The organism is Pseudomonas sp. MD195_PC81_125, from assembly GCF_014060985.1.
GTDB lineage: Bacteria > Pseudomonadota > Gammaproteobacteria > Pseudomonadales > Pseudomonadaceae > Aquipseudomonas > Aquipseudomonas parakoreensis.
In genome coordinates, this window is the sequence record NZ_JABULD010000703.1 from 1 (window position 1) to 11,243 (window position 11,243).

Annotated in this window: 11 protein-coding genes and 3 pseudogenes; 6 read left to right on the forward strand and 8 right to left on the reverse strand. The window is 57.8% G+C overall.

Annotated features, from left to right (window positions below; genetic code table 11):
• Positions 1 to 2: 2 nt before the first annotated feature.
• Together HT737_RS27505 and HT737_RS27510 are read right to left on the reverse strand one after the other, a co-directional pair.
• The gene (locus HT737_RS27505) at positions 3 to 1,007 is read right to left on the reverse strand and encodes an acetoacetate decarboxylase (ADC) (RefSeq protein ID WP_182404402.1); all 1,005 of its coding nucleotides are present in this window, start codon (positions 1,005 to 1,007) and stop codon (positions 3 to 5) included.
• Between the two features lie 37 nt (positions 1,008 to 1,044).
• The gene (locus HT737_RS27510; protein WP_182404403.1) at positions 1,045 to 1,782 is read right to left on the reverse strand and encodes a type 1 glutamine amidotransferase domain-containing protein; all 738 of its coding nucleotides are present in this window, start codon (positions 1,780 to 1,782) and stop codon (positions 1,045 to 1,047) included.
• A 248-nt stretch (positions 1,783 to 2,030) separates the two neighbouring features.
• On the opposite strand from HT737_RS27510, the gene HT737_RS27515 reads away from it, so the two are divergent.
• Positions 2,031 to 3,110, forward strand: a complete 1,080-nt coding sequence (locus HT737_RS27515; RefSeq protein WP_182404404.1) for a trans-acting enoyl reductase family protein — start codon at positions 2,031 to 2,033, stop codon at positions 3,108 to 3,110.
• 74 nt (positions 3,111 to 3,184) lie between these two features.
• On the forward strand, positions 3,185 to 4,417 hold the full coding sequence (locus HT737_RS27520) for an NADH:flavin oxidoreductase/NADH oxidase family protein (RefSeq protein WP_182404405.1): 1,233 nt from the start codon (positions 3,185 to 3,187) through the stop codon (positions 4,415 to 4,417).
• Positions 4,418 to 4,482: 65 nt separating this feature from the next.
• Here the strand turns inward: HT737_RS27520 and HT737_RS27525 are convergent, their stop codons facing one another.
• Positions 4,483 to 5,043 (reverse strand): fasciclin domain-containing protein, encoded by a 561-nt coding sequence (locus tag HT737_RS27525; RefSeq protein WP_182404406.1) that lies wholly within the window; start codon positions 5,041 to 5,043, stop codon positions 4,483 to 4,485.
• 119 nt (positions 5,044 to 5,162) lie between these two features.
• Positions 5,163 to 5,585 carry an SgcJ/EcaC family oxidoreductase gene (locus HT737_RS27530; protein ID WP_182404407.1) on the reverse strand — a complete coding sequence of 141 codons (423 nt, stop codon included), beginning with the start codon at positions 5,583 to 5,585 and terminating at the stop codon, positions 5,163 to 5,165.
• A 53-nt stretch (positions 5,586 to 5,638) separates the two neighbouring features.
• On the opposite strand from HT737_RS27530, the gene HT737_RS27535 reads away from it, so the two are divergent.
• Together HT737_RS27535 and HT737_RS27540 are read left to right on the forward strand one after the other, a co-directional pair.
• The gene (locus tag HT737_RS27535) at positions 5,639 to 5,932 is read left to right on the forward strand and encodes a hypothetical protein (RefSeq protein WP_182404408.1); all 294 of its coding nucleotides are present in this window, start codon (positions 5,639 to 5,641) and stop codon (positions 5,930 to 5,932) included.
• Positions 5,933 to 6,098: 166 nt separating this feature from the next.
• Complete coding sequence (locus tag HT737_RS27540) at positions 6,099 to 6,533, forward strand: GFA family protein (RefSeq protein WP_182404409.1); 435 nt, start codon at positions 6,099 to 6,101, stop codon at positions 6,531 to 6,533.
• A 19-nt stretch (positions 6,534 to 6,552) separates the two neighbouring features.
• Here the strand turns inward: HT737_RS27540 and HT737_RS32035 are convergent.
• Positions 6,553 to 6,639: pseudogene (locus HT737_RS32035) on the reverse strand (DUF1993 family protein); the annotation flags it as partial.
• 41 nt (positions 6,640 to 6,680) lie between these two features.
• Positions 6,681 to 7,073, reverse strand: a complete 393-nt coding sequence (locus tag HT737_RS27545; protein ID WP_182404410.1) for a MerR family transcriptional regulator — start codon at positions 7,071 to 7,073, stop codon at positions 6,681 to 6,683.
• Between the two features lie 74 nt (positions 7,074 to 7,147).
• Here HT737_RS27545 and HT737_RS27550 point away from each other — a divergent pair, with 74 nt between their 5' ends.
• A complete protein-coding gene (locus HT737_RS27550; protein ID WP_182404411.1) occupies positions 7,148 to 8,227 on the forward strand; it encodes an SDR family oxidoreductase in 1,080 nt (359 codons plus the stop codon).
• Between the two features lie 144 nt (positions 8,228 to 8,371).
• On the opposite strand, the gene HT737_RS27555 is transcribed toward HT737_RS27550, so the two are convergent.
• Positions 8,372 to 9,493: an SMP-30/gluconolactonase/LRE family protein gene (locus tag HT737_RS27555; protein ID WP_182404412.1), complete on the reverse strand. Its 1,122-nt coding sequence runs from the start codon at positions 9,491 to 9,493 to the stop codon at positions 8,372 to 8,374.
• 276 nt (positions 9,494 to 9,769) lie between these two features.
• Here HT737_RS27555 and HT737_RS27560 point away from each other — a divergent pair.
• A pseudogene (locus HT737_RS27560) lies at positions 9,770 to 10,191 on the forward strand (saccharopine dehydrogenase); the annotation flags it as partial.
• Between the two features lie 50 nt (positions 10,192 to 10,241).
• Here the strand turns inward: HT737_RS27560 and HT737_RS27565 are convergent.
• Positions 10,242 to 10,636, reverse strand: a pseudogene (locus tag HT737_RS27565) (thiol-disulfide oxidoreductase DCC family protein).
• Between the last annotated feature and the right edge of the window lie 607 nt (positions 10,637 to 11,243).

The following is an 11,243-nucleotide window of genomic DNA, read 5'->3' on the forward strand; positions in this document are numbered from 1 at the left end:
TTTCAGCGCTTGCCAACCAGCGTGGCAAGCGGTTTTGGCGCATAGAGCGCACTCTGGAACTCAGGGACATATTCGTACTTGAGCATTTTCCCCAGCTTCAAGTCGCGCAGATAATTAGAAAGGCTGCCATCGCCCAGCGTCAGCGTGGCGGTATCCGCGTCCCGGCTGGAACCGTGGCTGAGCTGGCGCGACACCGCGTAGCCATAGGCCAGTTGGCCCTGGTGATCGAGGTTGGTGAAACTGCTGGTGACGATATCCTCATCGCGCGACAGTTTGTCGAGCTTCTTCGCGGTGAAGGACACGTCCGGTTTGCCGGTCTGGCTGTCACTGATCTCATAGATCACGGATTGCCCGTTTTCTTTGCGATCAATGCCGGTCAGCCACTTCGGCAGGTTGTAACCGACCACTCCGCGCACCCGTGCCAGCTCGGTATTGACCGGCAACTTGAGCACATAACCCCAGAAATCTTCTGACATCGACTGGCCAATCAACGTGAGCGGTCCCAGGTTGGTTTTGCCGGGTTTGTTGGTAATGATCGACACGGCTACTTCGTTATAGGCATCGTTATCGCAATGCTCGTAGGTGTACGCAGTAAACGCGATCAAGCCACGTCCTGGCCAGACTTGCAACGGCTGCACGGTGGCCAGTATTTCCGGCGGCATCAACGCCCGGAGCCGGTCGAGGTCGGCTGTGTAGATCGCCGTGACACGACTGTTCTGATAGTAGAAATTGGGCGAAAACGACTCAAAACCAATGTCGACCTTGTTCTTCGCCAGGCCCTTGAACCAGCTCAAATCAACGCCCGGGACTTCGGCCGCAATCACCGACAACGGCGGATTGGAGCGAAAGCGGTCATACAGGCCACCCTTGACGACGGGGACTGAATGGCCGGCAATGTCGATGGTGGTGGTCTCGGTCAGATCGGGCATTTCAGGTGTCTCCGCCAACGCAGCGTTGGCAAAAGTGGTGATCAGCAATCCTGTTAAAACGGCGCTCGCGACTTTCAATCGGACTTTCTCCGGTGGGTAGGCACTACAAAAAGATTCAGCGCGTTCGTTCGCCGGCGCTGAGCACCGCCATCACGGCTTCAGCCACGGCCTTGGGCGATTGAGGGTTCTGGCCGGTCACCAGTCTTCCATCGGTAATGGCAAACGAAGTGAACGGCAGCCAGCCCTTGCGGTAGCGTGCGCCCTGGCTCACCAGGCGGTCCTCAAGAAAGAACGGCACCTGATTTTTCATGCCCGAGAGCAGCTCTTCGCGGTCGGAGAACCCGGTGATGTTTCGACCCTTGATGATCAACTGGCCTTGGCTGTCTTTCAGATCCAGCAGCCCCGCCACGCCATGGCAAACGGCCGACACGATGCCGCCCTGGTTGTAGATGGTTTCGGCGACACGGCGCAGGTCAGGGTTGTCGGGAAAGTCCCACATGACGCCATGGCCCCCGGTGAAGTAGATGACGCCGAAGCGGGACGGATCGACCTCGGCGATCGGCAGCGTATTGGCCAGGCGAGCGCGGAAGGCCGGAGACTGCAGATGCGCCCGCGCAGCCTTGTCCATGTACAACCAGCCCAGACTGCGTTCGTCCAAAGGCACCGCGCCGCCGTTGGGGCTGGCAAACACGGTGGTGTAGCCGGCGGCTTCCACCACATCGGTGAAGTGGGTCAACTCGGTCAGCCACAAGCCGGTGGTATCGGATCGCGAGGGATAGCTGGCGTGATTGGTCATGATCACCAGGATCTGGCGATCCCTGGCAGCCGCCGACTCAGCATTTGCAAACGTCATGAAAGCACCACCTATCAATAACAGGGCAGAGGAAACAAGGGTCTTGAGCATCTTCCGGGCTCCATCGAGCAAGCAGGTCAGCGCATGCTCACCTTAAACCTCACTTTAAGGTCAACCCCGCTGCTGCGAATAATTTGTGCTGATGCCATCGGACTTTTGCTTGACCCTCAACCTGACTTTAACGCTAGCGTCTGAAGCTGATTGGGCAAGGCAATAACGCCGGTCATCAATCCACTCAGGAGCCAGACATGAGTCAGCAAGACCAACCGGATACACCGATGAAATGGATGATTTATGGCGCCAACGGCTATACCGGCGAACTGATCGCTCGCGATGCCGTCAGGCGTGGACTCAGGCCGGTGTTGGCCGGACGTAGCCGCGACAAGGTCGAAGCGTTGGCCCGGGAACTGGGTCTCGAAGCCCGGGTGTTCGGTCTGGACGACCCTGCGCGGTTGCTGGCGCAGATCAAGGGCCACGGTTTGATTCTGCATTGCGCGGGGCCGTTTTCCGCGACCGCCGCGCCGATGATCGAGGCCTGCCTGCGGGCCGGCGCGCACTATCTGGACATCACTGGCGAGATTGCCGTATTCGAACATGCGCAGTCCCTGAATGAGCGGGCGCGGGCAGCAGGGTCAGTCATTTGCCCCGGCGTCGGCTTCGATGTAGTCCCGACCGACTGCGTTGCCGCCGCCCTGAAAGACGCGCTGCCGGATGCGACGCATCTGGCGCTGGGCTTCGATTCACGTTCGAGCTTTTCACCCGGCACTGCCAAGACTTCAATCGAAGGCCTGGCGCAGGGTGGCAAGGTCCGACGTGACGGCAAGATTGTTTCCGTGCCGCTGGCCTATCGGGTACGGCGTATCGATTTCGGTGCCGGGGAGAAGCTGGCGATGACCATCCCGTGGGGCGATGTGTCCACCGCCTGGCACACCACCGGCATCGCCAATATCGAGGTGTTCATACCGGGATCGGCGGGGATGATTCGCGGCGCCAGGCTCGCCAACTGGATTCGTCCGTTGCTGGGACTGTCGTTTGTGCAGCGGCTGCTCAAGGCGCGCATCGGCAAGACAGTGACCGGTCCGGATCAGGCAAAACGTGCTGACCAAGGCACCTATGTGTGGGGCGAGGCCCGCAATGCGCGCGGTGAAAGCAAAGTCGCCCGCGTGCAAACCGCGAACGTTTACAGCCTGACGATCGACGCTGCGTTGGCGGTGGTCGGCTATCTGTTGCGGACAACACCACCCGGCGGTGCCTACACACCTGCGCGGTTGTTGGGCGCGGATCTAGTGACGCACTTGCCAGGGTCGAGCGAAATCAACATTGAATGACCTTGAAAAAAGTCATTGACCTTAAAGTTGACTTCAATCTTATGGTGGCCTCATCTCCAGTTGAGGACTGCTCCATGAATGTGTTCGACCCCCTGACCTTACCCAACGGTTCAACCATCAAGAACCGCATCGCCAAAGCCGCCATGGAAGAAAACATGGCGGACGCCGACCAGGCGCCCTCCGCAGAGCTGATGCGTCTGTATCAGGCGTGGGCCGACGGTGGTGCCGGGCTGATCATCACCGGCAACGTGATGGTCGACGGCCGCGCCATGACCGGGCCGGGCGGCGTGGTGCTGCAGGATGATCAGCAACTCGACAAGTTCAAGCGCTGGGCGCGGATCGGCCGTTCTGCCGGTGCCCAGTTCTGGTTGCAGATCAATCATCCGGGGCGCCAGATGCAGTCCAACCTCGGGCAGAAAACCTGGGCGCCATCAGCGGTGCCGCTGGACCTGGGCAAACTGTCCAAGCGTTTCGCCACGCCCCACGCCATGACCGCCAGTGTGATTGAGGACGTCATCCAGCGCTTTGCGCGCACCGCACGCCTCGGTGAACAGGCCGGCTTCACTGGGGTGGAAATCCACGCCGCCCACGGCTATCTGTTGAGCCAGTTTCTCTCGCCACTGACCAATCAAAGGACGGACGAGTGGGGCGGCTCTCTGCAGAACCGCGCGCGGTTGTTGGTCGAGATCGTCAAGGCAGTCAGGGCCGTGGTTTCTGCAGAGTTTGCCGTAGCGGTCAAACTCAATTCTGCCGATTTCCAGCGCGGCGGATTCACCGCTGACGACGCGAAAAAGGTCGTTGAGTTGCTCAACGATCTGGGCGTGGATCTGGTGGAACTGTCCGGTGGCAGCTACGAAGTCCCGGCCATGCAGGGTGAGGCGCGCGATGGTCGCACGTTGGCTCGTGAGGCCTATTTCGTCGAGTTTGCCCGGGATATCCAGACCGTTGCGAAAATGCCGGTGATGGTCACGGGGGGCATCCGCCGTCGTCCGGTTGCCGAAAGCGTCGTGCACAGTGGTGTGGACATGGTCGGCATCGGCACCGCGTTGGCCATCGATCCGCACCTGCCGCGCGACTGGCAGCAGGGCAAGGACAACGCCCCGCAATTACCGCCGATCACTTGGAAAAACAAGGCCGTTGCCGCCCTGGCGAACATGGCGGTGGTGAAGTTTCAGCTGGGTAAACTCAGTCGGGCGAAAAAGCCCGAGCCGAACGTGTCACCGTTGCGCGCGCTGATTCTGCAGCAGATCGGCATGGCGTTTCGTACTCGGCAATATCGACGCTGGGTGGAAAAGCGTTCGGCGTGAGTCGCAAGGCACTTCAATCGTGACGTTGGCGGACGCTCTGACGAGAGCCCGCCCACGTCAACCGGTCAGTTCGGCATCAGCACCGTATCGACCACATGAATCACGCCATTGGATTGCATGACGTCCGCGATGGTAACGGCGGCCTTACCACCTTTGGCGTCCTGCACCCACAACTTGCCATCATGTAGCATGACAGTCAGCGATTCGCCCTCGACGGTTTTCAGCATCACTTTGCCGCCGTGCATTTTGGCGTCGTCCATCAGCTGTTTGGCAGTGTGAGTGCCGGCCACGACGTGGTAAGTCAGGATCTTCGTCAGGTCCGCCTTGTGTTCAGGCTTGACCAAGGTATCGACCGTGCCGGCGGGCAGTTTTGCGAAGGCTTCGTTGGTGGGGGCGAAGACCGTGAACGGTCCCTTGCTGTTGAGCGTATCCACCAGCCCGGCGGCCTTGACCGCAGCGACCAGGGTCGTGTGATCCTTGGAGTTGACTGCGTTCTCGACGATGGTCTTCGTTGGATACATGGCCGCTCCGCCAACCATCACGGTATCGGCGGCAAAGCTGGATCCAGCGCCGAGGCAGAGCAGAGTGAAGCAAGCGACAGTAAGGCGTTTGATGAGCATGTGCATGGTGCGTCTCCTTGATTCTTCGACCCTTCGAATGAGGGTGTTGAATGTACGGAGCAGGGGGTGAAACGGATGCAGCATGCAGCGAAAAACCTTTTGCGGTGCGCTGAAACGGATTACCGCTAATCACGCAGGGTGGCGTCACCTGTGCGCGGGTTGGTCAGGGTCACATTCTCCAGCGCTCTGATGCGCCAAGCCTCGTTCTGCCTGATCAGCACCGCGAGAATCAGCGTATCGACCACATGCGCTCCGGCCGGATGCGCAGCACCGGCCGACAAACGACTCCAGAAGTGAATGATCGCCACCCCGTCAGCAACAGGGTCGATATCGATCAGTTCATTCTCAAGAGTGGAGTCACGATAGATCGTCTGGTGAATGGGCACGTGCAGCGCAACGATCTGCTCGACGCCCCGAACAAAGTGGCCGAAACGATTGACGAACGTCGCTTGCGGATCGAACAGAGCTCCGAGTGCCGCCATGTCGTGAGCGTTCCAGACTGCCTGGAATGCGGCGGGAGCGTCTTCGGGTTTTTTTATCTGAGTCATGGCCGGGGCCTCGCAGATCGTTAGAATGCGCTTTTAAACATAAGAAGCTCAGTATGGATGTACAAGCGCTCGAAAGTAGCGACGTTTTATCGTTCACGTTGGATCAGGCACATCGCTGTTTCGAAATGGTCGTCAGCCTGAAGGACGGATGCCGATGCAAACTGACGGCGTGGAATATCGATGGCGCAGAGTTGCCCATCAGTCTCGGTGCTCTGCACATTCAAAATTCTCGCGTCCTCGGAGAGCTGGAAGGGATCAGCTTTGTTGAAAACGTTCTATCTCTCGAGGGCGATTTTGGCGATATGTCTATCAAGGCGGACACGGTTTTGGTCGAAAAGCTGATTTAGGCTTTGAGCGCAAAAGGAGGGATTGCCATCTCGATAGACGATTCCATTCAAATCTCTGTCAACGCTTGGCGCAATAAATTCTGTCTGTAACCTGAGGTTCTGCCGGCGCGCTTGTTTCTAAACCTGACGCCAGCGCCTGATCAATCGTTTTTCCAAGGAGGTCCCCATGACAACAGGGCAGTGTCTTTGCGCGGCAGTACGCTTTTCCCTCTCAGTGGAACCGCGCTTTTTCTATCGCTGCCACTGCTCGTTGTGTCGCAAGCAAACCGGTGTCGGGTTCAACCTCGCCACTCTGGTCAACGCTCGGGACTTTCGCTGGGATGCAGGGCAGGACTTGATTAACAGTTGGGTCAAACCCAGCGGCTACAGAAACGACTTCTGCGCACAATGCGGCTCGACCGTGCCCAACCCGCTTCGCGAATCGCCTTACGTGTGGATTCCGCTCGGACTGCTCGAGGAGGATCTGAGCATGGAATGCGTTGGCGATTTCTGTGTGGACGATGCCATGTCATGGGATGCGCAGCGATCAACGCGGAGTTATCACGGGGCGGTGGAGTCACTGGCGTTTCTTCTGCAAAAACTCCGGCTCAATCCTGATTGACCCGAAGCTCTCGCTGCAATTACTTCCTTAAATACGCAAACATGTGCTGCACATAATCCGCCTTGCCCAGCGGCACACCGTTGTGGCGCAGGATGTTGCAGGCAGAACACTTTGCGCAGGAGTCTCCCCACGGCATTTGCCGTAGGTTCAATGATTGGCAGCGTCGCTCAACTGTTGAAGCTCAAGTTGCCTGGCAGCACTCGCTTCGAGGGCCGCACGCTCTATATCCAGGTACCGATGAATGCTTTGGAGGTTGGCAATTTTCTGTTTGATTTCGGCCATCTTCTTTTCAATCAGCTTCGCGCCGTCAGCACAATCGATCAGCTTGTTGCGCTGCGCATCCAGAATCTCGCCTATTTCCCCCAGGGAAAATCCCATGCTTTGCGCGCGCTGGATAAAGTCCAGATCCTGCAGGGTTTGCTCGGTGTAGACACGATAATTGTTGGTTTGCCGCAGCGGTGAGATCAGGCCGATCTGCTCGTAGTAACGCAAGGTATGACGGCTGGCGCCGCTGCGAGCCTCGAGTTCGCCGATTTTCATGAAAACACCGCTTGACTGTAGAGTTGGGTCGATACTTTACGCTGGATTTCTCACCTTCAACAAGGAGCAGGGAAATGAGCGTGGAGTGCTTTGTCACGGGGGGTACCGGCTTTATCGGTCAACATTTGCTGGCGAAACTGAGTGCAAAAGGTCACACCCTTCGGGTGCTGATGCGTCGCCCGGAGCGGCTGGCTGCGTTGCGCGAGCAAGTTGATAGTTTAGGCGGGTGCGCGACACGGGTATTTGCCGTGGCTGGCGATCTGGAACAGGACAATCTCGGGCTGAGCCTGGCTGATCAGGAGGTGATGAGGGGCGCCAGCGTCATATTCCATCTGGGCGCCCACTTCGCATGGGGTCTTTCGGTGGAGCGTTCTCGCGCGGTGAATGTGCAGGGGGCAAAGCGTGTGGCGCTGTTGGCGGCTGAGCAAAAAAGCCGTTTAGTGATGATCGGCGGCTACATGCTGAACAATCATGAACATCTGCAACGCATCGGCATTGATCCTCGTCAGCCGGAGTTGACGAACTGGCCCGCCGTCTACCGGCGTGTCGGTGGTTACGAGGCAAGCAAGCTCGAAGCGCATTTTGCGACCCAGCAGGTCATGTCCGCCAAGGGTGGTGAGATGACCGTTGTCCACCCTGCGACGGTCTGTGGCCACAGCCGCACCGGGCATATCGTTGACGGTCAGCCGCTGGTGGCGCTGATACGCAATCTGGTGCAGGGCAAGATGACTGCAGTGCCCGGTACCGCCGAGCACTGGCTGCCACTGGTCACCGTGGATTATCTGGTCGAACTGGCGGCTGTTTGTGCTTTTGATCCTGCCATGGTGGGCGAGGAACTGCTGGCGCTTGATGATCAAACGCCAAATCTGCGAGAACTCCTGGCACAGGTGGCTAAACCTTTGGGCTTGAAGTCTCCCAAACATCACATTTCACTCCGACTGCTGAAGTGGCTACTGAATATTCCTCCGGTCGCGTGGTTTTTGAATACAAAACCCGAAGCCTTGGACTTTATCCAGACCACTCGTTTCAACACCGCGGCGGTCGAGCGGTTTGCCAACAGGCATGGAATAGTTAAACCGGACATACGTCAGGCCTTGCAGCATACGGCAACGTTCGTCAACGCGTATTACATAGCCAAGGGCGAGGCACTCTGACTTCTCCCTTGGGCGGCGCCGTCGATACAGGGCGGCATGCTATCGAACGATAATTCAGCGACAAGGATCGTCACCGCGCAGCCTCGGATGCGCGGCAGGATCTTGTTTCAATATTCAAGGACCATCGCTAGACCGGCGTCGTTTTTACAACGCAAACGTAGTCCCACGTGTATTTACAAACAACGAGTAGATCGAGTGACTGCTGGCCATGAACAGTCGATTGCCTTCGCGTCCGCCGAAGCACAGGTTCGGGCAGCGCTCTGGCAGCGAAATGTGCCCGATGGCCTTGCCCTGCAAATTGAAAACGCGCACACCGTCGAGTTTTTCCAGGTCGGCCTTGGGATCACCATTGCCGCCCCAGCCACACCACAGGTTGCCCGCTTCGTCGCATTTGATGCCGTCAATCGCGGCATAGTCCAAGCCTTCGATGTGCTTGCGGCGTTCGCCCAGGGTGCCGTCGTCTTTCACCGCAATCGCCCAGATCAGGCGATTGGGCTTGGCGCGACCTTCGACGACATACAGGGTCTTTTCATCGGGAGAAAAGCACAGGCCGTTGGGACCGTTGAGGTCGTCGATTACCCGAGTGACTTTTTGGCTCTCACCGTCGATGCGGTACACGGCGTGGGATTGGGTCGGGGTGACTTTGTGGCCTTCGTAGTTATTGCCGGTCTGGAATGGCGGGTCGGTGAACCAGATCGAGCCGTCACTTTTGCAGACGATGTCGTTGGGCGAGTTGAAGGGCTTGCCGTCGAAACTGTCAGCCAGCACGGTGCTCGTGCCATTGTGTTCGGTGCGCGTGATGCGGCGCCCTTCGCTAGTGGTGGTGGAGCCTTCGCAAACGATCAGTCGCCCTTGGCGATCCCGGCACATGCCGTTGGAGAAGTTTGAATGTTCGCGGTACACCGTGAAGGAGTCGGTGATTTCGTCCCAGCGCATGATGCGATTATTGGGGATGTCACTGACCAACAGATACCGGCCATCACCGACCCACACCGGTCCTTCGGCCCAGCGCATGCCGGTGGCGAGTTTTTCAACACTGGCGTTGAAAATACGCAGATCCAGGAAGCTGTCGTCGAGGATGTGAATCAGTGGATCAGGGTAGCGCTGACTCAAAGGTTCGGCGGCATCGGAGAAGCGGGGCAGTGCGGCGCTGCCGACGGTGGCGAGCGTGGCGGAAACAGCGAGCGACTTTTTCAGGAAACTGCGGCGGGTATTGCCTTTCGTTTGATCAAGGCTTTCAGGCTTGGCGGACAGGAATGAGTCCATGTAGCGATCTCCGTGGTTTTATTTTTGTTGAGGAGACGTAGTAATACCCTGTGATAAGACATCGTACAAGTCGATATGGCATCGCCAGTGCTGCATGTTATCCCGGTGACTGGAATCGATCTGGACGATACGGCGCTGACTCTACCGACGCTGTCTTGCCTGGCCCGTGATATCAGGGAAGCTGCGCCGAACCCGGTTACGGGGCAGTTGTTGAATTGTTCAGGGAAGCGTTGATGGCACTCAGGGTGTTGGTGGTTGGCGGGTATGGAAACTTTGCAATCCTATGCGGTGGCCGAAAGCTGCATCGAGGCGGGCGTCAACTATTGCGATCTGGCGGACTGCCGGACGTTCGTCAATGGCATCGGCGTACTCGATGCCCGAGCGAGAGAGGCCGGTGTCGCCATCCTTAGTGGTTGCAGTTCGGTGCCGACGCGGTCGTCGGCGATCATCGATGAGCAGCGCCATCACTTCAAACGCATCGACTCGATCGAGCACGGCATTTCCTCGTCAGCGAAAACGCCGGGGTTGTCGACGATCGAGGGGGGGCTGGTTTATGCGGGCAAGCCGATCCGCCAACTGCGCAATGGTCAAGTGCATGAGGTAATGGGTTGGTGCGTGACCACAGGGTCTGGGCCGCCGGGTTGCATCGCTGGGGGACATGGTTTAAGCGTTTCGGTGATGGCAAAAGTGCTACGTATACGAAGATGACGCCGGGGCAGTGGCTGCAGTTGATGCTGTAGCGGAGCATTCACATTGGCGACTTGAGAAAGCGACGTTCGTGATCGGGGTCGGGCAACAGGCAGGTGTCGTACTTGCCAAAAATCCGATAACGATTCGATGCCACGCGGTCTAGGCCCAATCTCTGAGTACTCGTGGGAAAACTCGCAGAAGCCTGACCGGCGACCAACGAGCCGGCAGTTGTGCAATGACTTCGAAGAACGCATCGGAGCGCACCCAGTAATGCTCGTCGCGAATCACCGCCATCGTGTCGAACTCGTCGACCGGAAGACCGGCCCATGCCAGCAATGCCTGACCTTCTGGCGATTGCACCGCCGCCAGGCGCACCCGCTGCTTGTTGTCGTGACGAATCAGAAAACGCGCCCAGCCGTTGCATAGCTTGCAGACGCCGTCGAACAACACCACGGTCTCGCCTGGATTAAGCAAGGGGGCGGGGGTAGGGCGGATTCGGGAGCCAGGAAGATGGGCTGTCATTGTGAGGCGTCACCCGAAGGCGGTGTCTTGGGCGATGGACTATATGCTGCGCATCCGTGGCGGTTGCGTCTATATATAGAAGGAATTTTTTGAGGGACACAGAAAACTGAAATTAACGGTTGACGGCAGATTCTGGAGGTCTATAATTCGCCCCACTTCCGGCGCAGTCGAAACGGAAAACTCCTTGAGATTCAACGAGTTACGCAGTTTTCGACGGCAGATCGCTTCAGTTCATCGAAGCCTGGAAGGAGTTGAAGGAGCGGTGATGTTTGGCTCTTTTGACGGTTCGGTCTTCTCGGTCGAAAGCGGTGAAAAAGAGGTGTTGACAGCAGCGTGTAACGCTGTAGAATTCGCCTCCCGCTAACGAGAGATCGGAAGCGCAAGTGGTTGAAGTTGTTGAAGAATTCTTCGAAAGCTTCTGAAAATAATCACTTGACAGCAAATGAGGCTGCTGTAGAATGCGCGCCTCGGTTGAGACGAAAGATCTTAACCAACCGCTCTTTAACAACTGAATCAAGCAATTCGTGTGGGTGCTTGT